The organism is Pseudoalteromonas sp. L21 (assembly GCF_021728035.1).
Classification (GTDB): Bacteria; Pseudomonadota; Gammaproteobacteria; order Enterobacterales; family Alteromonadaceae; genus Pseudoalteromonas; species Pseudoalteromonas arabiensis.
Window position 1 is genome coordinate 539,612 of the sequence record NZ_JAKKCV010000004.1, and the last position, 20,263, is coordinate 559,874.

A 20,263-nucleotide genomic window follows, 5' to 3' on the forward strand; every position below is an offset into this window, starting at 1 on the left:
TCTTCCCTTACGCAGATAAAATTTCAGTTGCGCCAAGTTGATCAAAGTCCATGCTGACATAAAACGGTAGGTGTACAGCTTGCTTACCAAGAGCAATACCAAACATATCGTTTAGCGGAAAGCTCGCTAAAAAATTAACATTAAGGCTGTAATCATTTTTTAAAAGCGTTAGCTGATGAATTTTTTTTATCACTGAGGGTGAGTGGACAACAGCTTTATAAACAGAATTTTCCCCCTCACCATCAGGAAATTGTTTATATAAAATTTGGTCCATTTGAGGATGAATGAAACCATCAAGTAATTGCTTTAACAATGATAAATCAATCCCTGTGTAGTCATCACTTAAAACCGAGGCGACACGCTCTGCAAATTGCCCCACATTATCTAACAAACTCTCGGGCTTTTGCTTTATCACTCGCGTTATAGTGAGCAACTCATGCTGAGCTAACATGGAGTCAGGCGAAAACTTATCAAAACACTGCAAGGACACTGAGAATCGCCCGCTATCATCAATGTTACTGGGCATTTCATAGTCACACAGATATTTATTGTATCCCCATGTTTCACGACCATTGATCAGCGCATAAACATTATTCACACTAATAAATGCAGGGTACCAATACAGATAGCTAATATCGCCATGTAACATTTTAGCGACAGGCAACCAAATGATAATATCCGTTTCCTGCATCCAGCCATGTTCAGAAAAAGGTGCTGCAAGTGACGATATTTTTTCAATATCGGTGAATGTGAGTAAGCAGGTTTCCCCTAAAACATTAAACGTTGTCGAGTCATTGGCAAGTTTATTAAGCGTAAGATCGACATAATGCTGCATTTTTTGCTCAGAAGCGGAAACAAAAAAGCCATACATGTTCGCATTGAGCATCCTGCATGGAGGTTTAGCTACAGGGTTAGATAAAAAGTGGCTGTATGTTTGATTTGTAGACATAGTAATTACTTTAATTATTATTTAGTAATGACTATAGACCAGATTTTCTAATTAGGTATTGATTGCGCTGAGCTTGTCTCATTTGCAAGTAAGTGCGAGGTAAAATACTTATAAGCATTTAAATCAAAATTTTCAGATAAAGCATTCATAAAGCCATGCGCATATTCAGTTATACTGCACTCTACCCTGTCCTTTTCATTTAAAGCTGCCACCACAGGCGCAATATCAAAATGCGCTTCGCTGTGTGGAAAAATAAATCGACAAGGTATATTCGCATTCAACGAAAGGTGGTGTCTCACTTGCGAAGGATAAAAAGCAATGAGCTGCTTTATAAAAGGGTTATGTAGTTCTGCTTGTGCTCGCCACGCTGCTGATGCTCCCGCGCTAAAAGCAATAATCGTTGTAGGACGTTTTATCGTTGTTAATGTAAAGTGGACACGCTCGAAATAGGTGTCATGCCCACACTCATTCAAAAAGTGCTGATATTGGGCTGATTCATTTGTTGGCAATTGTATTTGCCCCATATATGGGTCGCACATTCTAACTCGATTTCTAAGCTGCAAGGCAAGCTGTGTTAAATGAGCTGTTTTACCAAAAATATCTGTTACCAAGAGGTAATTCATGAATCTACTTCTATTATTAAATATTATTTTTGTTGTCCCGATTAGAATACGCCTGTTTCAAAAAAACATCCAGCTATATTAAGCCTGGGCAAGCTATCCCCTTCAAATTGATATGGATTAACTTGAAAGACTGTAGAGACCTTTGCTGACTACTGCATAAAACTAATTAATAAATAAAGATAATCCTGTTGCTTTTGACATATTGAATAATTACTCTAACTGCCGATTTGTACCCAATAAACATCATTTAAACACTTACAAGGAAGTTAAATATGAAATACTTACTTTTACTCTCTACATTAGCATTGGCTGCATGCAGTTCATCACCATCACGTATAGATACGAGTAATACCATGGACGTGATTGCTTTAAGTGAAGCGAGTGCGCCAGACAGTGTTAAAGGCATATTTAAATTTCATATTAAAGCCGCCGGAAAACACAGCGGTGACGTTTTTTTAAATACTGAAGAAGATTACCGTGATAGAAGGTCAATTACAGTTGTCTTAAACTATAAAGTTGTACCTGAACTCACTAAAAAATATGGTGAATCTCCGGAGACATTTTTTATTGATAAAGAAATAGAAGTCACGGGAGAAGCAAAACGCGTGACAATAGACTTCATCTCACAAGGACGAGCTACAAATAAATACTATTACCAAACTCATGTAGACGTATCCTCAGTTGAGCAAATTAAAGTACTTAATTAACAGCAAACATTTAAAAGACAAGTAAATACGTCTATTTGCTTGTCTTTGTATAGCTTGAGTAAACGAGCACTTCCCTTAAAAATAACGCAGTTATAGCACTACATTAAAAGCCACTATTTAAAGTAGATTTTTTAAAAATAAAGCTTGCATAAAAAACATTCGTGAAGTAGTCTAGTTGTCTGGTTTTTAGAAACCTCGCGGTTAACCCCTTACCTTGATCCAGTAATTCCCGCATATTCGTATAAATACTTGCGACGTCGTGTTACCAAATGACAATTTGATGAATTTCAAAATTATCACCAAACTGTCACAAACTTAGTCAACACTGTACGCAAGACAACAAATGTCAGACTGTATTTTTTAACTGCCTTTAAAGCTCTACAGAATCTGACAAACAGAAAGAGTGAGTTTTATTATGTCATATAAATACAATGGATCCCTGATCCAAATTGCACATCCTGTGCAGTCAATATCGGTTAACAAACAGCGTGTAATTTTTAGTGACACGCAAGGCTTGAAAAACGCCATTTTCCAAAAGGCCAGTGATGCCCGCCAATTTGTGAAATGGCTAAAAGCCAACTAAACCGAAAAACGCCAGCTCTGCTGGCGTTTTAGTTTTTACTTCTCTGCATTGAGCTAAAACCCTGCTACACTTATATTTTTAACTATTAATAGGTAGTAAGATGCGCCGTGCCTGTGTTCTTTTACTATTCTTTTTTTGTGCAGCTTCATTCGCCGAAAAACAAACAAAAACCATTCAATGGGTAGTCGTTGATTTCGCACCCTATTACATCATGAATGACCGTTATGAAGGTACTGGACGGGACGAAAGTGTTATGAAAATGATAGAAAAAGCGTTACCCGATTATCGATTCACACATACCCTTTATCCGTCGAGTCGTGTGATACACGAACTTTCGAATCCACAAAACAATTACTGTATGTTGTCGTTGTATCAAAATGAGCATCGTAAACAGCACATTGCTTTTAGCTCTCATACCTCAACAATTGGATTATCCCCATCAATAGCCATACGAAAAGAGCTAATTAAAGCGCTCGATTTAGACCCCAGTAAAGCAATTTCTTTAAAAGCTCTGCTAAATGATAACCACCTTGCACTTGGGGTATCTATGAGCCGCTCGTTTGGTAAAAGTATTGATGACGTGATAAACACCAATCATGATGCCAATATAATATTTCGCCCAGGCAGTGATACTTTAGCGAGCCTTACTTACATGCTAAGTAAAAAACGCATTGATATTCTATTGGGTTATCCAAGCGAGCACTATTATCTAGCTCATTCAATGGGCTTCGAAGACAAACTAACACAACTCACTCTTACGGAGGCACCCAAGTTAAGTGAGGGGTTTATTGGTTGCACCAATAATGAACAAGGCCGGCACATTATTAGCCAATTAGATGTTGCATTAGAAAAAATCGCACATACACAAGAATATCACGATATTTTAGTGCGCTGGTTACCTGATAATTTAAAACCAATTTTAGAGAAAAGGCTCAAGGATAGAAATGAAAGTGCCGCTCATTAAGCGGCACTTTTAAAACAATGTTACTTACGAACACCTTCAATAAATAAACCAATATCCACATGTGTAGATGCAGGTCCAAGGTTGTAATCAATGCCGTAGTCAGCAAGTTTTAGGCTTGTTTCACCTTCAAAACCAACACGGTAACCCCCCCATGGATCTTTACCTTCACCTATTTTATCAATTTCAAAGGTAATCGTTTTAGTGACGCCATTTAAAGTGAATTCACCCGTTACATCAGCTTCATCACCCTCTTCGTCAAATTTAATTGAAGTACTTTTAAACGTCGCTGTTGGGTGCTTATCTACATTTAAAAAGTCTTTACCACGTAGGTGCTTATCACGTTCAGCGTGGTTAGAATCAATACTCTTTGTTTCAATCGTTACATTGATTTTAGAGGCATCAGGCTTTTTATCATCGTAGCTAAAATCACCTGAAAAAGTGTTAAAGCGGCCATGCAGCCAGCTATAGCCTAAGTGTTTAATCTTAAAAGTAACGAATGCATGGGCACCGTCTGTATCAATCACATAGTCTGCTGCATTCGCATTTGCAGTAGAAAATAACGCCGCACTTAATGCCGTGCTTAAAAGTAACTTTTTCATATTAATCATCCTTTAGTGGTTTGATCATTCTAGTTAAGGTTTTATCTTTATCGATAAAATGATGTTTTAGTGCCCCTAATGCATGTAAAACAACAACACCTATTAGCCCGTATGTGGCATAAAAGTGAATTTCACCTGCAATATCTTCTTGATTAGCAATTGAACCTGGCAACGCGGGTACAGCAAATAAATTAAATACGTCAATAGCACGTCCATCTGCTGTCGAGATTAAATAACCCGTTATAACAATGACGATAAGTAATAGATAAATTATTTTATGTACTGAGTGAGCAATAAAGTTCATGGTTTTAGTATTAGATACCGGTTCAGGTTGTGTACCGAGTAACCGCCAACCAAAACGAAAAAGTAAAACAGCAGCTAAGGTAATCCCTACACTTTTATGTAAATCAAGGGAGCCTTTATACCAAGCATCATAATAAGTTAGCTCAACCATATAGACACCCAAGCCAAACAGGCCAAACACCCCAAGAGCCATTAACCAATGAAGTGCAATTGCTACCCATCCGTAGCTGGTTTTAGTGTTGCTTAACATACTCTTTTCCGAAAATCGCTATTCCTACTGATAGAATAGCCTAGCTTATTTGCAATTAAAATAGCGTTAAACAAACATCATCTGTGCATTTACGCACATATTTATACAGCGATATAACTTCCCTTGAATAGAAAGTGTTAATGGTTTTTGTACCAAAGCGTTTTGTCTCTGCATTTACTACATTCACCAACTAAGTGATTTTTGAGTACATGCAACGACACTTTATTACATTTGCCACAGCTTAACTGCGCTTCAACCCATGCTCTTGTTCCTGGGTCAAACCTTAAACGTGCTATTGTTGCAGAATACACAGACACGAAAAATGGTACACAAAAGGTCAGTCCTAGTTTGAGCCAATGAACATCGGCTAATTTCATACTTAGAATGAGATCGCCTTGATTAATTATGTTTAAGAAAATCCCCACAATAAGGGCAGTCTTAAAACCGGTAACTAAGGTTCTTTTGTTAAATGCGACCTTTAAAAATAGAATTGATTTGATCACGATATGCTCTTGTGAGTTTAAAGACTCATTAAATGACCTTTAAAACACAAAAACTATTCCTAATGATTTATTATAAAAGACTGACCGCTTTTATCATCACAACTTAGAACGATAATTAGAGGGCGTTTTTCCAAAAAACTGTTTAAAGGCACTTTTAAAGGAGCTTTCAGATTGATAGCCCACCATCTCTGAAATCGATGTTAAAGAATACTGTGTTTGACTAATTAACTGCTTTGCTTTGAACATCCGTCTCGCCAGCAAGTACTTCATTGGTGTAACGCCTACCGACTCTTTAAAGCGCGCTGTAAATTTTGAACGAGACATATTACATACCTCAGCTAAAGAAGCTAATGTCCAATTTAGTTCTGGGCTTTCATGAAGTAAACACAAAACTTTATTTAGACTGCCACTGTTGAGCGCTGCGATAAAATTCTCTTGTTCTTTATTATGTTCTATATAACAACGAATAATTTGAATAAACAAAACATCTGTCAATCGGTCAATAAGCACCTCTTTTCCGAGGTTATTATTAGCACTTTCACTTGTTAACATTTTAATTGCGGCGTTCAACCAACTATAGCTATGCCGATATTCCTGCGTGATGTGAATCAACTCTGGCAATGAGTCAACAAATGCATGATTAGAGTCACGATCAAACTCAAAATAACCGCAAACAATATTAAATTGACCATCACTCCCTAAGAATGGATTTTCACCCTTGTGAATTTTTTCAACGACCTGCGCCGCTGGTAGGCAATCAGAACTAGGATTATCTAATAACTGATGTTCAGTACCATGAGGTAAAATAACAGCATCCCCTGCCAGCAACTTTATCTGCTCATCACGGCCTTTAATATTTAACCAGCAACTCCCTTTATCAATTATATGAAAAGCAGCTTTTTTACTTGAGGCTACGCTCAATCCCCAAGGTGATTGAAAGCACTCTTTAAAATAAACACTTCCGCGTAAATGAATATCTCTTAAAACTACACTTAATGCATCCATCAACATTTGCCTGTCATTACACTCGATATTCAAATAGTAAGCTTTTGAATACGCAAGTGAAACAACTTAAAGCGCTATAGCACTAATTGTGGACGCTAAGACATTAAGAATTTCTCGTTTAGTAGTGATAATAAATGCGCTAAAACAAGTAAACAAAAAGGTGTAATTATGAAATTTAGTATTAAACAGTTAAGTGTCGCTATCACAATGAGCGTATTGAGTATCTCAACAGCTTATGCTGATGGATTACCAAACCCTGGTATGGAGTATTCTCGAGGTAATACGGCTGTCGTTATTACTGATCCACAAGTGGATTTTTTAAGCCCTAAAGGTGTTACTTGGGGTGTGGTGGGTGAAAGTGTCACGAAAAATAACACTGTTGAAAACCTCGAATCTTTAATGAAGACCGCTAAAAAGAAAGATATTCCTCTGTTTATCTCTCCTCACTACTACTACCCACATGATCATAAATGGCAACATCAAGGTTCATTAGAAGTGCTTATGCACAATATCAACATGTTTGATCGTAAAGATGCATTATCACTTGATGGATTTAAAAATTCAGGGGCTGATTGGCTACCAAAATATAAAAAATACATAAATGATGGTGAAACGATAGTTACCAGCCCTCATAAAATGTACGGCCCTGATTCTAACGATCTTGTCTTACAGCTCAGAAAAAGAGGGATCGGTAAAGTAATACTTGCAGGTATGTCATCTAATTTATGTACAGAATCTCACTTAAGAGAACTTATGGAGCAAGGCTTTGAAGTACAAGTTGTTTCAGATGCAACCGCAGGTGCAATTCTGCCAGGCATGAATGCTTATGAAGCTTCTTTAATTAATTTTCGGATGATTGCAAATTCAGTTCGAAATACCAAAGAAACAGTAAAGCTAATGACAAAAATCTAATCAAACTTTACTTGTAGCGAAAGTTCAAAAGGCGATACTTTTAAAAATCGCCTTTTTTAAAATCATTCATCATTTTTTATATTAATTAATCTCTTTGCGGCAGCATAATCTGGGCGAAAAAGAGTTTACTTTATAGTCTAGAACTTAAGCCGATAAAACCAATCACTATGAATTACTCTTTAATACTCGGATAATTCACTTTCAGCTATAAGACAGATCACTCTTGCACGTTTACAATCCGCTCTATACCTGTACTATATTTTACGAAATCATCTTCACCAAAATTTTCTGCAATCTTCACGTCAATACTCTTGCTATGCATCGTAGAAAGAAATCTAACCAAATATATTCCTGGCTTGCTTACCTTATAAGCATAAGAGATATCATATTTTTCACGAGGTCCTATATCAATAAAAGGCAAAGCAATTTTATTTTTACCTTGATATCTCGAATGCCCTAAATACACGGGTTCGTTGTAGGTAACGTGTCCATCTTTAAAGTCCATTTTTGCAACTAAAATAGAATTATTATCAAGCAAAACTCGAACATCCTCATTGCCAATGTTTTCCAGAGTGATGCCTATTGCTAAAACAACTCCTCCCTCTGTCATAAATTGTTGTACATTAATATTAGTTAGTGCGCTAGACGCTAGGTTAGTTTTTTGTCGGAGCTCAACAACCTGAAGTTCAGCAATACTTTCTTCTCGTTTAATCCACGTACCATAAACAGCCCAAGCAGCAACACAGATAGCTGCTAGCATAAGAAATATCTCTTTTACTACTGTAACTTTTTCAATGGCTTTCATTTAAATCTCTTAGCTTCATTGTAGTGTATCTCGTACGTACCAAATTCTAAATTAACATCATTTAAGGACTCACATGAACTATAGATTTCAAACACAAGAACTAGCTAAAAAAGCTTAGTAAAAGACTAAAGATAGATTCAGAATTGCTTCCTATGGGGCTAACCTTGAACTCTATTTCAAGCCACTTGTTTGACTTAAAGCTTACAGCTATTCGCTTTCTTCCACCAAACCAACATAAATCTGGCTACTGGCATCTACCTGAAAGCAGCTGATCAGGTTTTCTTTCACCAGCTCTAACATGGCGATAAAGCTTACCACAACACCGCTTCGCCCCTCTTCAATGGTAAAAAGAGTGTGAAAAGGTAATTGTGATTGAGCTTCTGAAAGTTTATCTAATATAAGACTCATGCGTTCACGGGTTGACAAGGCCTCTGCGGTAATATGGTGATGCTCAAATGTTTTCGCCCGTGCCATAACGTCACTTAACGCAACTAACAAGTCCTTCATATCAACATCAGGTAGCAAGGCATTCTGCTCAGCAAATTCTGGCACCAGCGCTTCGGCAACAAAGATATCGCGGCCTTCGCGAGGGATTTCATCAAGATTTTCGGCGGCTTTTTTAAATTGCTCGTATTCTTGTAAACGTCTTACAAGCTCAGCTCGTGGGTCTTCTTCCTCTTCAAGCTCTTCATGTTTTGGTAGTAATAATCGTGATTTTATTTGTGCTAATAGCGCCGCCATTACGAGGTATTCACCTGCTAGTTCAAGCTGAAACTCGCTCATCATTTCAACATAACTAACGTATTGCTCAGTAATACTAAAAATAGAGAGCTCTAGCACATCCAATTTATGTTTTTTGATTAAATACAGAAGTAAATCAAGTGGCCCTTCAAAGGTCTCTAAAATGATTTCAAGCGCGTCGGGTGGAATGTATAAGTCTTCAGGCTTATCGACCACCGCTTTGCCATGCAAAAAAGCCAGTGGCAGCTTTTGCTGTACTGGCTCTTGTAAATTATCTGTCGCATCAAGCGGTTGGCTAGTCAATGAAGTCTCTACTCAAATGGTTTAGTATCACCACAACCGACACGTAGAATTTCGATATCATCATCCGACAAATCAATCACTGTGGTTGCTTGCTCAGGAAGATACCCACCATGAATAATTAAATCAACTTGCTTTTCAATACGCTCGCGAATTTCATCAGGATCAGCTTCGGTATATTGCTCCCCTGGTAAAATTAAAGAACACGACATTAACGGTTCACCTAATTCAGCCAGTAAAGCACAGGTAATTGGATGTTCGATAACACGAATACCAATGGTTTTTTTCTTTTCGTTTAATAAGCGCTTTGGTACTTCTTTAGTGCCTTTAAAGATGAACGTATATGGCCCTGGGGTGTTATTTTTAATTAATCGAAACAGCTGATTATCGACACGAGCATAAGTTGATAGCTCCGATAAATCGCGGCAGACCAAAGTAAAGTTATGGTGTTTTTCAATACCACGAATACGTTCGATGCGCTCTTTCGCTTGTTTATTACCAATGTTGCAGCCAAGTGCATAACCCGAATCGGTTGGGTATACTATAACGCCGCCTTGCTTAATAATATCAACCGCTTGGCTAATTAAGCGTGGTTGCGGATTATCTGGATGAATATGAAAAAACTGACTCATTACACGCTCCTATTGCCCTTCCCATGCTTGCCAAACCCCTTGGCAATCTTTTGGTAAGTATAAGTTTTTACCTAACTCCAACCAGCTGGTCGGAAAATGAAAATCTGAACCTTGCGACGCGAGTAAGCCATATTCACGACTAAGCTCTCCTAAAAACTGGCGCTCACTGGGTGCTTGTTGTGGTTGTGCCACTTCCATGGCATCGCCACCTGCGCCTTTAAATTCAATAATTAACTTACGCAGCCACTTATTCGACATTTGATAACGCCCAGGGTGTGCAAGTACGGCAACCCCGCCGGCTTGGTGAATTGCAGCAATTGCCGTTTGCATATCGCACCAACTACTTGGTACATAGCCTGTTTTGCCTCGCCCTAAGTATTTTTTAAATACCCCCGGGAAGTTTTTAGCTACACCACGTTCAATTAGTGCACGGGCAAAATGCGCCCGTGTGATTTGTGCATTCTCGGCAAATGTTTTAGCTTGCTCATAAATGCCATCAAAACCATTTTTGGCAAGACGACGACCTATCTCTGTTGCTCGCTCTTCACGCTTGGCTTGTTGCGCGTGTAATAGTGACAGCAGTGATTCATTGTCATCGTCAACATTTAAACCAACTATATGAATTTCAAAGCTTTCCCACTTTGTTGATACTTCTACACCAGCAATCAATGTAAGCGGTAAATTATCATCTGCAATGACTTGGCGCGCAGGTTTTATCGCACTTAACGTGTCGTGATCGGTAATTGCAAACACATCAATGTTTTTTTCAACCGCGCGGTGTAACAATTGCTCGACTGATAGCTGACCATCTGAGTATGTGGTGTGGCTATGTAAATCGTATTTTATCAAAGGGAAAGACTGCTTAACGTAAGTTCTTGAATCAATGATGTGAGTATAACAAAATTTTTATAGTAATTGTGGTAAATTAATACTTGACAGTATCGGCACAGGTACGCTTTACTGTATGCACTTTCAGACACGTTAAATAAGCAACAAAAATGAACAAAACAATTCAAATCACAATTTGGTGGTGGCACTCGTAACTAGCGGGTGACGAATTGTCGTGTCTAACGATTTCTAAACCCGCTCATGTAGTGGGTTTTTTTATATCTAAATTTTAAGGTTTTATAATGAATTACATAGCAACTCTTACACATCACTGGTGGTGGCGCCTGGCTTAGCGGGACGGTAAGGGTCTATCTAATTTATAGGCATCTTTATACGAACCCCGCCAAGCATCGCTTCGCGGGGTTTTGTTTTTTAAAGAGTTTTTGGGAATGAGGGAGAATGAGGTTTGATTTTTAGTCATATAACAACGACACCGGGTGAAGTAACCAGTATCACTCAAGTGCGTGACTACATAAGTAGCCCACTTGCGTTATACAGTTTACTCGATAAGCCTAATTCACTGCTGTTAGAGTCTGCTGAAATTGATTCTAAAGACAGTGTAAAAAGTCTAATTTTGGTTGACTCAGCGCTACGACTTGTTTGCCAAGGCAAACAGGTCACACTCACAGCACAGTCAAATAACGGCAAACAATTACTGCCTTACTTACAAAGTCATGTGCAAAATTGCTCGGTAGAGCTTGTAGAAGACACATTAAGGTTAACCTACGATGAGATTGCCAGTGATACCGATGAAGCCAGTAAATTAGTGGCTGATAACGCTTTTAGTGCCCTACGCAGCTGCATTAATAGTATTAAAAGCACCACAGACAATCCGTTTTCTGTGTTTTTAGGCGGTGTATTTGCCTACGACATGGTTGCTAATTTCGAATCCCTTTCTGATGTGCCTGACGGTGAAAACAGCTGCCCAGATTACGTTTTCTACTTAGCTGAAACGCTCGTTGTCATTGACCACCAAGCGAAGACAACTGAGCTGATTGGCAATGTGTTTAATGGCCCAGATGTACATGCAAACTGCTTTGAAGTCGGCCAACAGCTAGAGCGTTTAAATGCTGTATGTGACAAAGCCAAAAGCTACCAGGGGCAAAAGCAAACAGGCTCAAACCCAATTTCTGTTGATGTTAACGACGAGCAATACTGCGAACATGTCATCAAATTAAAAAAGAACATCGTTGATGGCGATATTTTCCAAGTTGTTCCATCACGTACTTTCTCTCTTGCCTGCCCTGACTCACTTCATGCTTACAGCCAACTAAAACTTCAAAACCCAAGCCCATATATGTTTTACATGCGCGATGAAGAATTTGTGTTATTTGGTGCATCACCCGAATCAGCCCTCAAATATTGTGTACAGAGTAAACAAGTCGAGGTATACCCCATTGCCGGCACTCGCCCTCGTGGTAAGTTTGCTAATGGGCAAATTAACCCAGACTTAGACAGCCGTATTGAACTTGAACTTCGCAACGACCAAAAAGAGCGTGCTGAGCACCTGATGTTAGTTGATTTAGCGCGAAATGATGTTGCCCGTATTAGCGTACCAGGCACACGCCACGCTAAAGAGTTATTAAAAGTAGACCGCTACTCACAAGTGATGCATTTAGTTTCACGCGTTGTGGGTACTTTAAAACCTGAACTCGATGCGCTACATGCTTACCAAGCTTGCATGAACATGGGCACCTTAGTGGGTGCGCCTAAAGTACGCGCTGCTGAATTAGTTCGTCAAACCGAACAAAAACGCCGCGGCAGTTATGGGGGTGCAGTGGGTTATTTAACCGGTGATGGTGCCATGGATAGCTGTATTGTTATTCGCTCTGCCTTTGTTAAAAACGGCACAGCCTACGTGCAAGCAGGTGCAGGTGTGGTGTTTGATTCAGATCCACAATCAGAAGCTAATGAAACCCGCGCTAAAGCACAAGCTGTGATCACTGCGATTCAATCGACTTACGAGGCACAATAATGACGATAACATCAGCCTATAAAATTTACTTTTTAGATAACTTTGATTCATTTAGTTATAACTTAGTCGATGAACTTTCTATGTTAGGGTGCCAGTTAGTGGTATACCGTAATAACATCAGTGCACAAAGCATCTTTGACAAAATGTGCCAAGAGACAGTACCTGTATTATTAGTGCTTTCACCTGGCCCTAGCGCACCATCTGATGCAGGTTGTTTAATGGAACTCATTGAACTGTGTAAAGGCCGCTTCCCGATGCTGGGTATCTGTTTAGGGCAGCAAGCACTAACACAAAGCTACGGTGGGGTTATTGGTCATGCAGGCGAAACTGTGCATGGCAAGTCATCAATTATTACGTTGACTGAGCACCCAGTATTCGCGGGTATGGGCGATAAAATGCCGGTTGCTCGTTACCATTCTTTAATGGCAACCAAAGTCCCTGATGAGGTGGAAGTTATTGCCTCTTATGAGACTATTCCAATGGCAATTTACCATCAACAAGATAATGCCCTTGGCTATCAGTTTCATCCTGAGTCAATTTTAACGCCAAATGGCGCATTGCTATTACAGCAAAGCATTGAATTTTTAACCGCACGCGTGCAGTAGAGGAATAACATGGAAGCAACAACTCAAACCCAGTTAAACCAATTATTAGCAAAGCAAGATTTATCGTTTTCGCAAGCAACTGCATTGTTTGATGCCATCATGAATGGCCAGCTTAATGATATTGAATTAACTGCTGCACTTATCGCCCTAAAACTAAAAGGTGAAACGAGCGATGAAATCGCCGGTGCGGCGGCATCAATGCGCGCCAATGCGGTGCCATTTCAAACCAGCAAAACCTTACTTGCCGACAGCTGTGGTACTGGTGGTGATGGTTCAAACACCATTAACATAAGTACCACTGCTGCTATTGTTGCCGCCGCTGCGGGTATTAACATGGTCAAACATGGTAATCGCAGTGTGTCGAGTAATTCGGGATCAGCGGATTTACTAAAAGCCTTGGGTATTAATATTGATATGAGCCCAGAGCAAGCTGCCTATTGTTTAGAAAATACAGGGTTTGCATTTTTATTTGCACCGCATTATCACAGCGGTGTACGCCATGCGATGGGCGTGCGTACGGCTCTTAAAACCCGCACTATTTTTAATATTTTAGGGCCACTAGCCAACCCTGCTGCCCCTGAGGTGCAATTGCTTGGCGTTTATGATGCTTCGCTGTGTTTACCAATGGCCGAAACCTTAAAAACCCTTGGTACAAAACGCGCTATGGTGGTTCACGGTGCAGGCACTGACGAAATTGCCTTACACGGAACAACCAAAGTGGTTGAGTTAAATAACGGTGAGCTGAGCGAATACACGCTAACAGCAAGCGATTTTGGTCTTGCAAACTATTCACTTGAACAACTAGCGGGCCAAGGCCCAGAATATAATGCAAAAGCAAGCTTAGCGATTTTACAAGGTCACGGTGACGAGGCGCATAACGCAGCCATTATAGCCAACGTTGCGGCACTTCTTTATTTAACCGGTAAAGCAAGCGATTTAAAACTAGCCGCAGATCAGGTAAGTGAATTATTAGCATCAGGCAAAGCGATGGACACATTGAACGCAATTATTGAGGTAAGTCATGGCTAACGTGTTAGACAAAATTGTTGCCGACAAACGTATTGAATTAGAACAAAGAAAAGCACAGCGCCCGCTTGAGTCTTTCATCGGAGATGTTGTGCCAACCAAGCGAGACTTTGAAGCGGCGTTAGCAGCAACAGGCACGCAATTTATTTTAGAATGTAAAAAGGCATCTCCGTCAAAAGGGCTTATTCGCGAACCATTTAATTTAGACGAAATTACATCGGTTTATAAAAAGTACGCAACCTGTATGAGCGTGCTTACCGACGAAAAATACTTCCAAGGTAGCTATCAGTACCTTGAGTACGTGCGCAGCCAAGTAGAACAGCCGCTTATCTGTAAAGACTTCTTTATTGATGAGTACCAAGTTTACTTAGCACGTTTATCGGGTGGTGATGCTATTTTATTAATGCTCTCCGTCCTTGATGACGAACACTATTTAGCGCTTCATAAAGTGGCTGATTCGTTAAATATGTCGGTGCTTACTGAAGTCAGTAATGAGCATGAAGTAAGTCGTGCACTTGCACTTAATGCAAGCCTTATCGGTATTAACAACCGCGACCTTCGTGATTTAAGTACTGATCTTGCAACGACAGAGCGCTTACGTCAGCTTATCCCAAATGACAAAGTGGTTATTTCTGAGTCGGGCATTTATACCCATAATGATGTAAAACGCCTTGCACCATTGTGCGATGGCTTTTTAATCGGTAGCTCACTGATGGCTGAGCGTGACCTAGAAGCCGCGTGTCGTAAAGTGATTTTAGGTGAAAATAAAGTGTGTGGTTTAACCCGCTCACAAGACGCGATGGCAGCCTACACAAGTGGTGCTGTGTATGGTGGCTTAATTTTTTATCCTAAGTCGCCACGTTATGTCGATATCGACTGCGCTAAACAAGTAACGCAAAGTGCCCCGCTCGCGTATGTGGGTGTTTTTGTCAATGCGCCTGTTGAACAAGTGGTTGATTATGCACAAAGCTTAAAATTAGCTGCGGTGCAATTACATGGTGACGAGAATAGCGAGTATATTCAAAGTCTCAGAAAGCAATTACCACTTGGCTGTGAAATTTGGAAAGCCCAAGCTGTTAAAGGCGAGTTACCTGAGCCGCTTGAAGGGGTTGATCGCCATTTATACGACACTTACAGCAAAAGCCAAAAAGGCGGCACAGGCGAAGCATTTGATTGGTCTGTGCTTGAGACGGCAACCGTGCCGTTTATGTTAGCCGGTGGTTTAAATCCAGATAATATTCATGCAGCGCTTTATCGCGGTGCCAATGGCCTTGACCTAAATTCTGGCGTTGAAGCGTCAGCGGGTAAAAAGTGTCAAACAAAATTACAAAATGCGTTTTCGCATATCAGAAATTATTGAGGTTAGAATGCAAAATCCAGCTTATTTCGGTGAATTCGGTGGTATGTTTGTACCACAGCTGCTTGTGCCAGCACTCAAGCAACTGGAAGCAGAGTTTAATAAATCACAAAACGATCCAGCTTTTCAGGCTGAGTTCGAAAAACTTTTAAATGAATACGCAGGTCGCCCTACGCCATTAACACTGACACGTAACTTAGTTAAAAATCCTAAGGTAAAACTGTATTTAAAGCGTGAAGATTTACTGCATGGTGGTGCGCACAAAACCAACCAAGTACTTGGTCAAGCACTACTAACCAAGCGCATGGGTAAAAAAGAAGTGATTGCAGAAACAGGTGCCGGCCAACATGGTGTTGCAACGGCCCTAGCCTGTGCCCTACTTGGCTTAAAATGCCGTGTTTACATGGGTGCAAAAGACGTTGAACGTCAGCAACCAAACGTATTTCGCATGAAACTAATGGGCGCAGAGGTTATTCCTGTCACAGCGGGCTCTGGCACCTTAAAAGATGCAGTCAACGAAGCACTGCGTGACTGGTCAGCAAATTATAAAGACGCTCACTACTTACTAGGCACTGCAGCAGGCCCTCACCCATTCCCAACCATGGTGCGTGAGTTCCAAAAAATGATTGGTGAAGAAGCAAAACAACAAGTGCTTAAAGCTGAAGGTCGCTTACCGGATGCGGTGCTTGCTTGTGTGGGCGGAGGCTCTAACGCCATTGGTATGTTCACAGACTTTATTGATGAGCCAAGCGTAAAACTAATTGGTGTAGAGCCAGCTGGTAAAGGCTTAGATACCCACCAGCATGGTGCCACCTTATGTAAAGGCACAAAAGGCATTTTACACGGTACTTATACCTACATTATGCAAGATGATGATGGCCAAATTGAAGAGTCTTACTCTGTATCAGCTGGTCTTGATTACCCTGCTGTTGGCCCACAGCATGCTCACTTGCATGAAACAGGCCGTGCAGAGTACGTTGGTATTACTGATACTGAGGCACTTGAAGCATTTCAACTACTGGCCAAGAACGAAGGGATTATTCCAGCGCTTGAATCAAGCCATGCCCTCGCATATGCCCTTAAATATGCCGAGCAACAAACCGAAGACACTATTTTAGTGGTTAACCTAAGCGGCCGAGGCGATAAAGATTTAGCTCACGTACACAGTGTATTATCAGAAGGAGGCGCACTATGAGCCAGACTAACCGTTACGGACAACTGTTCGCCACATTAAGCGAAACTAACCAAGGTGCCTTTGTACCGTTTGTTACTATTGGCGATCCTAATAAAGCACTGAGTGTAGATATTATCAAAAGCTTAATTGATGGCGGTGCCGATGCCCTTGAGCTAGGTATTCCATTTTCAGATCCGATTGCTGATGGCCCGGTGATCCAAGCGGCCAACATTCGTGCACTTGATGAAAACATCAATACCCAAGATTGCTTTGATATCATTAAACAAGTGCGTGAGTACAATGCTGATATTCCAATTGGCCTATTATTGTATTCAAACCTGGTGTTTAAGCGTGGCATCGAAAAGTTTTATCAAGATGCTAAAGAAGCGGGTGTCGATTCAATTTTAGTGGCTGACGTACCACTACATGAGTCAAAGCTATTTCGCCAAACAGCAATGAAAAATGGCATCGACCCAATTTTTATTGCAACGCCTAATGCTGATGATGACACTTTACGAGAGTGTGCGTCATACGGTCGTGGTTACACATACCTTCTTTCACGCGCAGGTGTAACAGGCACAGAAACCAAGGCGCAAATGCCAGCAGATTCATTAGTTAAAAAGCTAAAAGATTACCATGCTGCACCGGCTTTATTAGGCTTTGGTGTATCAACACCTGAAGATGTTAAATCAGCACTCGAGTCAGGGGCCGCTGGTGCGATTTCAGGCTCGGCCGTTGTTAAAATCATCGAGGCAAACCTGGATGACCAAGCAGCGATGCTTACTGGTTTAAAAGAGTTTGTAGCCAGTATGAAAGCAGCTACTAAGTAATTTATCATATAAAAAAGGGCCTTAAAGGCCCTTTTTTGTGTTTAACTGATTATGAGAAGTAATTAATGATGACGGTGGATGCCTTCTTTAATTTCTTCGATAAACTTACGGTTAAAAGCCTCTAAATCAGCAGGGCTTCGGCTTGTAACTATACCCTCATCAACACACACCTCTTGATCAACCCAATTAGCGCCAGCATTAATTAAGTCGGTTTTAATACTTGGGTATGACGTTACTGTACGGTCGCGTAATTTGTTAACTTCAGCTAGTAACCATGGGCCGTGGCAAATCGCGGCAATGGGTTTGTTTTTTCCGGCACTGAAAAAACCATCAACAAACGCTTTCGCATCGCTATTCTGGCGAAGTGTGTCTGGGTTAAATAAGCCGCCGGGTAATAATAACGCGTCATATTCAGCAGAGTCTGCTTCGCTGACTACACGGTCCACACTGACTCGTTCACCCCATTGGTTTTCATCCCAGCCTGTAATATCACCACGTTCAAGTGACACAACCTCTACCAAAGCGCCTGCTTCGAGTAAAGCACTACGCGGTGACAATAGCTCACTTTGCTCAAACCCATTAGTTGCGAGGATGGCAATTTTTTTACCATTAAGTTGGCTGTTTAAATCTGACATGTTATCTCCTTATTTAGGTAAACCTAAGTTAATTACAGCAGACAATATGCCAGAGTTAACCTCATGAAATTAAAGAGCTAATTTAAAAGTTTTGATTATTAGCTCTGTAAAATATACAACACCCTTGCAAATACTGCTTACAACACATCCTTTAATGCCTTTGCAGGCTTAAACACAGGTTTGTTAGCGCCTTCGATTTCGATTTCTTCCCCTGTTTGTGGGTTGCGCCCTTTACGTGCTGGGTAATAACTTAGGGCAAACGTACCAAAACCATTGATTTGTACTTGGTCACCTTCAGAGAGTGACTTTTCGATGACATTTAACAGGCTGCTGAGTGCAGCTTGTGTGTCTTTTTTTGTTAATTCACTATGGGCAGCCATTTGTGACACTAACGCGGCTTTATTCATAAAATGCTCCAAAATACGCCGCTTAATCATCTGAGGTTAAGCGGAAAAAGATAAGGTAAAATAACCCAAACACCGGTTTAGACCAGATTTGCTCGGGAGGCTAAGCTTTCAGGGCAGCTAAGTCAACCTTGTATCTTGAGCAATAACTTGATACAACCCAGTATCTTTTTAAATTAGAGCATTTATAAATCTATGCATGCGATTATTGAATACATCCCGCTGATTTTGTTTTTTGCGGTTTTCAAATTAGTTGATATTTATTGGGCAACAGCATTGCTGATGCTAACTACCTTAATTCAGGTTGCTTATTGTTATTTTAAAGACGGCAAAGTGCCAACCCGTCACTGGGTGTTTTTTGCCATCGCGGTGGTATTAGGTACTCTCACCTTAGTTTTTCATGATGAACAGTTTGTGAAATGGAAGGCCACCATTGTGTATGCCATCTTAAGTGCTACCTTGTTAGTCAGCCGCTATGTGCTTGGTAAAAACTTGGTAAAAAAGGCACTTAGCTCGATTTTAGAAAATGTCTCTGAGAGTAAACAAGAAATCAAGGTACCGGAAACACTGTGGAACAAACTTAATCTCTTTTGGGTTGCAGTAACCGGTGGTATATCAGCTCTAAACATTTATATTGCTTATAATTTCTCACTCGATTTTTGGGTTAATTTTAAAGTATTTGGCTTAATGGGGATTACCTTTGTGTGCGTACTAGCCACTATCATCACGCTCTTCAAATACTTACCTGAAGATGATGAAGAGAAAGATTCAAAGCAATCTTAATGTCATAAATCTGTCGTCTTAGCTTGTTAGCGTATACAAAAAACACGCTGAGACGACATTGAACGCTAACCATTACCGCTGGTTTGAATTTACCCTCATATTTGTTTCTTTGCCGCTTTTAGGCTTCTTGCTACGCGCCTACCTGGCTAACTGGCTTATACCTGCCCTTATTATTTTAATGGCCGTGTGCAGCATGTTGCTTTTGTCTGATCCTCATTTCAAACGCTTAAGGTTAACCAGCTTAGGTGAATTTAGTGCAGTCAAACGTCGCTTGTTTAGCTTCTTCTTTTTAGGAGCACTATTCTCAGGCATGTTTTACGGCATCATGAATCAAGAAAACTGGTTTTCGATGCCCAGAAATTCTTTTTATGATTGGCTAATGTTGCTATTACTCTACCCAATTTTATCGGTGATGCCACAAGAGCTTATTTTCAGAACCTACTTTTTCCACCGCTACAAACGCATTATGCCAAGTAAAACCGTGCGTATCATTGTCAGTGCATCGGTGTTTGCGTTAGCTCACATTGTCTATGCGAATGTATTGGCCGTACTGCTGGCATTTTTAGGTGGGCTATTATTTTCTTACACTTATGCGCAAAGCCGCTCGACCTTTGCGTGCGTTATTGAACACAGCTTATGGGGGCTTTGGATGTTTACTTTGGGGCTAGGTGATGTTTTAGATGCAGGGGCTATTTAGCGAATATAAAAAA

Annotated in this window: 24 protein-coding genes; 12 read left to right on the forward strand and 12 right to left on the reverse strand. The window is 40.3% G+C overall.

Going from position 1 to position 20,263, the window contains the following annotated elements:
• Positions 1 to 7: 7 nt before the first annotated feature.
• The gene (locus L3V41_RS14225) at positions 8 to 949 is read right to left on the reverse strand and encodes a hypothetical protein (protein WP_062568874.1); all 942 of its coding nucleotides are present in this window, start codon (positions 947 to 949) and stop codon (positions 8 to 10) included.
• Positions 950 to 996: 47 nt separating this feature from the next.
• Entirely contained in the window at positions 997 to 1,572 is a 576-nt protein-coding gene (locus tag L3V41_RS14230; RefSeq protein WP_237127970.1) for a hypothetical protein, read from the reverse strand.
• 272 nt (positions 1,573 to 1,844) lie between these two features.
• Here L3V41_RS14230 and L3V41_RS14235 point away from each other — a divergent pair, with 272 nt between their 5' ends.
• The 3 genes from L3V41_RS14235 to L3V41_RS14245 all read left to right on the forward strand — a co-directional run bounded on the left by L3V41_RS14235 (position 1,845) and on the right by L3V41_RS14245 (position 3,826).
• Positions 1,845 to 2,279, forward strand: a complete 435-nt coding sequence (locus L3V41_RS14235; protein WP_237127971.1) for a hypothetical protein — start codon at positions 1,845 to 1,847, stop codon at positions 2,277 to 2,279.
• 415 nt (positions 2,280 to 2,694) lie between these two features.
• Entirely contained in the window at positions 2,695 to 2,862 is a 168-nt protein-coding gene (locus L3V41_RS14240) for a hypothetical protein (RefSeq protein WP_165381452.1), read from the forward strand.
• Positions 2,863 to 2,962: 100 nt separating this feature from the next.
• The gene (locus L3V41_RS14245; RefSeq protein ID WP_062568871.1) at positions 2,963 to 3,826 is read left to right on the forward strand and encodes a TIGR02285 family protein; all 864 of its coding nucleotides are present in this window, start codon (positions 2,963 to 2,965) and stop codon (positions 3,824 to 3,826) included.
• A 20-nt stretch (positions 3,827 to 3,846) separates the two neighbouring features.
• Here the strand turns inward: L3V41_RS14245 and L3V41_RS14250 are convergent, their stop codons facing one another.
• The 4 genes from L3V41_RS14250 to L3V41_RS14265 form a co-directional block, all read right to left on the reverse strand.
• Entirely contained in the window at positions 3,847 to 4,425 is a 579-nt protein-coding gene (locus L3V41_RS14250; RefSeq protein ID WP_062568870.1) for a YceI family protein, read from the reverse strand.
• A 1-nt stretch (position 4,426) separates the two neighbouring features.
• Complete coding sequence (locus L3V41_RS14255) at positions 4,427 to 4,978, reverse strand: cytochrome b (protein WP_193988689.1); 552 nt, start codon at positions 4,976 to 4,978, stop codon at positions 4,427 to 4,429.
• Between the two features lie 137 nt (positions 4,979 to 5,115).
• A complete protein-coding gene (gene nrtS / locus L3V41_RS14260) occupies positions 5,116 to 5,481 on the reverse strand; it encodes a nitrate/nitrite transporter NrtS (protein WP_209438183.1) in 366 nt (121 codons plus the stop codon).
• A 96-nt stretch (positions 5,482 to 5,577) separates the two neighbouring features.
• Positions 5,578 to 6,486, reverse strand: a complete 909-nt coding sequence (locus L3V41_RS14265) for an AraC family transcriptional regulator (protein WP_237127972.1) — start codon at positions 6,484 to 6,486, stop codon at positions 5,578 to 5,580.
• Positions 6,487 to 6,654: 168 nt separating this feature from the next.
• On the opposite strand from L3V41_RS14265, the gene L3V41_RS14270 reads away from it, so the two are divergent.
• Complete coding sequence (locus L3V41_RS14270; RefSeq protein WP_193988687.1) at positions 6,655 to 7,398, forward strand: cysteine hydrolase; 744 nt, start codon at positions 6,655 to 6,657, stop codon at positions 7,396 to 7,398.
• A gap of 217 nt (positions 7,399 to 7,615) precedes the next feature.
• Here L3V41_RS14270 and L3V41_RS14275 read toward each other — a convergent pair whose 3' ends face one another.
• The 4 genes from L3V41_RS14275 to L3V41_RS14290 form a co-directional block, all read right to left on the reverse strand.
• The gene (locus L3V41_RS14275) at positions 7,616 to 8,203 is read right to left on the reverse strand and encodes a hypothetical protein (RefSeq protein ID WP_237127973.1); all 588 of its coding nucleotides are present in this window, start codon (positions 8,201 to 8,203) and stop codon (positions 7,616 to 7,618) included.
• A gap of 207 nt (positions 8,204 to 8,410) precedes the next feature.
• On the reverse strand, positions 8,411 to 9,247 hold the full coding sequence (locus L3V41_RS14280) for a ScpA family protein (protein ID WP_062568866.1): 837 nt from the start codon (positions 9,245 to 9,247) through the stop codon (positions 8,411 to 8,413).
• A gap of 8 nt (positions 9,248 to 9,255) precedes the next feature.
• Positions 9,256 to 9,876: an L-threonylcarbamoyladenylate synthase gene (locus L3V41_RS14285; protein WP_193988685.1), complete on the reverse strand. Its 621-nt coding sequence runs from the start codon at positions 9,874 to 9,876 to the stop codon at positions 9,256 to 9,258.
• A gap of 9 nt (positions 9,877 to 9,885) precedes the next feature.
• A complete protein-coding gene (locus tag L3V41_RS14290) occupies positions 9,886 to 10,725 on the reverse strand; it encodes a PHP domain-containing protein (protein ID WP_193988684.1) in 840 nt (279 codons plus the stop codon).
• Between the two features lie 445 nt (positions 10,726 to 11,170).
• On the opposite strand from L3V41_RS14290, the gene L3V41_RS14295 reads away from it, so the two are divergent.
• The 6 genes from L3V41_RS14295 to trpA are packed head-to-tail and all read left to right on the forward strand — an operon-like array spanning position 11,171 to position 17,731.
• Positions 11,171 to 12,739, forward strand: a complete 1,569-nt coding sequence (locus L3V41_RS14295; RefSeq protein ID WP_062568863.1) for an anthranilate synthase component 1 — start codon at positions 11,171 to 11,173, stop codon at positions 12,737 to 12,739.
• Positions 12,739 to 13,344, forward strand: a complete 606-nt coding sequence (locus L3V41_RS14300) for an aminodeoxychorismate/anthranilate synthase component II (RefSeq protein ID WP_237127974.1) — start codon at positions 12,739 to 12,741, stop codon at positions 13,342 to 13,344. Before L3V41_RS14295 ends, L3V41_RS14300 begins: the two co-directional genes overlap by 1 nt.
• A gap of 9 nt (positions 13,345 to 13,353) precedes the next feature.
• Positions 13,354 to 14,373 (forward strand): anthranilate phosphoribosyltransferase, encoded by a 1,020-nt coding sequence (gene trpD / locus L3V41_RS14305; protein WP_062568861.1) that lies wholly within the window; start codon positions 13,354 to 13,356, stop codon positions 14,371 to 14,373.
• On the forward strand, positions 14,366 to 15,730 hold the full coding sequence (trpCF, locus tag L3V41_RS14310) for a bifunctional indole-3-glycerol-phosphate synthase TrpC/phosphoribosylanthranilate isomerase TrpF (protein WP_237115133.1): 1,365 nt from the start codon (positions 14,366 to 14,368) through the stop codon (positions 15,728 to 15,730). The genes trpD and trpCF overlap by 8 nt, the downstream gene beginning before the upstream one ends.
• A 7-nt stretch (positions 15,731 to 15,737) precedes the next feature.
• Positions 15,738 to 16,922: a tryptophan synthase subunit beta gene (trpB, locus tag L3V41_RS14315; RefSeq protein ID WP_062565365.1), complete on the forward strand. Its 1,185-nt coding sequence runs from the start codon at positions 15,738 to 15,740 to the stop codon at positions 16,920 to 16,922.
• The gene (trpA, locus tag L3V41_RS14320; RefSeq protein ID WP_062568859.1) at positions 16,919 to 17,731 is read left to right on the forward strand and encodes a tryptophan synthase subunit alpha; all 813 of its coding nucleotides are present in this window, start codon (positions 16,919 to 16,921) and stop codon (positions 17,729 to 17,731) included. The genes trpB and trpA overlap by 4 nt, the downstream gene beginning before the upstream one ends.
• Positions 17,732 to 17,793: 62 nt before the next feature.
• On the opposite strand, the gene L3V41_RS14325 is transcribed toward trpA, so the two are convergent.
• A complete protein-coding gene (locus tag L3V41_RS14325; RefSeq protein ID WP_062568858.1) occupies positions 17,794 to 18,366 on the reverse strand; it encodes a type 1 glutamine amidotransferase domain-containing protein in 573 nt (190 codons plus the stop codon).
• Positions 18,367 to 18,503: 137 nt separating this feature from the next.
• On the reverse strand, positions 18,504 to 18,803 hold the full coding sequence (locus L3V41_RS14330; protein ID WP_338053563.1) for an HU family DNA-binding protein: 300 nt from the start codon (positions 18,801 to 18,803) through the stop codon (positions 18,504 to 18,506).
• Between the two features lie 162 nt (positions 18,804 to 18,965).
• Between L3V41_RS14330 and L3V41_RS14335 the strand changes: the two genes are divergently transcribed.
• Both L3V41_RS14335 and L3V41_RS14340 read left to right on the forward strand, forming a co-directional pair.
• Positions 18,966 to 19,553: an inner membrane-spanning protein YciB gene (locus tag L3V41_RS14335; RefSeq protein WP_062568856.1), complete on the forward strand. Its 588-nt coding sequence runs from the start codon at positions 18,966 to 18,968 to the stop codon at positions 19,551 to 19,553.
• 58 nt (positions 19,554 to 19,611) lie between these two features.
• Positions 19,612 to 20,250, forward strand: coding sequence for a CPBP family intramembrane glutamic endopeptidase (locus L3V41_RS14340; protein WP_062568855.1), 639 nt, complete (start codon positions 19,612 to 19,614; stop codon positions 20,248 to 20,250).
• Positions 20,251 to 20,263: the final 13 nt, after the last annotated feature.

Coding starts and splice junctions, on each gene's coding strand:
- L3V41_RS14225 (WP_062568874.1), bottom strand. CDS start 949: ATGTCTACAAATCAAACATACAGCCACTTTTTATCTAACCCTGTAGCT.
- L3V41_RS14230 (WP_237127970.1), bottom strand. CDS start 1,572: ATGAATTACCTCTTGGTAACAGATATTTTTGGTAAAACAGCTCATTTA.
- L3V41_RS14235 (WP_237127971.1), top strand. CDS start 1,845: ATGAAATACTTACTTTTACTCTCTACATTAGCATTGGCTGCATGCAGT.
- L3V41_RS14240 (WP_165381452.1), top strand. CDS start 2,695: ATGTCATATAAATACAATGGATCCCTGATCCAAATTGCACATCCTGTG.
- L3V41_RS14245 (WP_062568871.1), top strand. CDS start 2,963: ATGCGCCGTGCCTGTGTTCTTTTACTATTCTTTTTTTGTGCAGCTTCA.
- L3V41_RS14250 (WP_062568870.1), bottom strand. CDS start 4,425: ATGAAAAAGTTACTTTTAAGCACGGCATTAAGTGCGGCGTTATTTTCT.
- L3V41_RS14255 (WP_193988689.1), bottom strand. CDS start 4,978: ATGTTAAGCAACACTAAAACCAGCTACGGATGGGTAGCAATTGCACTT.
- L3V41_RS14265 (WP_237127972.1), bottom strand. CDS start 6,486: ATGGATGCATTAAGTGTAGTTTTAAGAGATATTCATTTACGCGGAAGT.
- L3V41_RS14270 (WP_193988687.1), top strand. CDS start 6,655: ATGAAATTTAGTATTAAACAGTTAAGTGTCGCTATCACAATGAGCGTA.
- L3V41_RS14275 (WP_237127973.1), bottom strand. CDS start 8,203: ATGAAAGCCATTGAAAAAGTTACAGTAGTAAAAGAGATATTTCTTATG.
- L3V41_RS14285 (WP_193988685.1), bottom strand. CDS start 9,876: ATGAGTCAGTTTTTTCATATTCATCCAGATAATCCGCAACCACGCTTA.
- L3V41_RS14300 (WP_237127974.1), top strand. CDS start 12,739: ATGACGATAACATCAGCCTATAAAATTTACTTTTTAGATAACTTTGAT.
- trpD (WP_062568861.1), top strand. CDS start 13,354: ATGGAAGCAACAACTCAAACCCAGTTAAACCAATTATTAGCAAAGCAA.
- trpCF (WP_237115133.1), top strand. CDS start 14,366: ATGGCTAACGTGTTAGACAAAATTGTTGCCGACAAACGTATTGAATTA.
- trpB (WP_062565365.1), top strand. CDS start 15,738: ATGCAAAATCCAGCTTATTTCGGTGAATTCGGTGGTATGTTTGTACCA.
- trpA (WP_062568859.1), top strand. CDS start 16,919: ATGAGCCAGACTAACCGTTACGGACAACTGTTCGCCACATTAAGCGAA.
- L3V41_RS14325 (WP_062568858.1), bottom strand. CDS start 18,366: ATGTCAGATTTAAACAGCCAACTTAATGGTAAAAAAATTGCCATCCTC.
- L3V41_RS14330 (WP_338053563.1), bottom strand. CDS start 18,803: ATGATTAAGCGGCGTATTTTGGAGCATTTTATGAATAAAGCCGCGTTA.
- L3V41_RS14335 (WP_062568856.1), top strand. CDS start 18,966: ATGCATGCGATTATTGAATACATCCCGCTGATTTTGTTTTTTGCGGTT.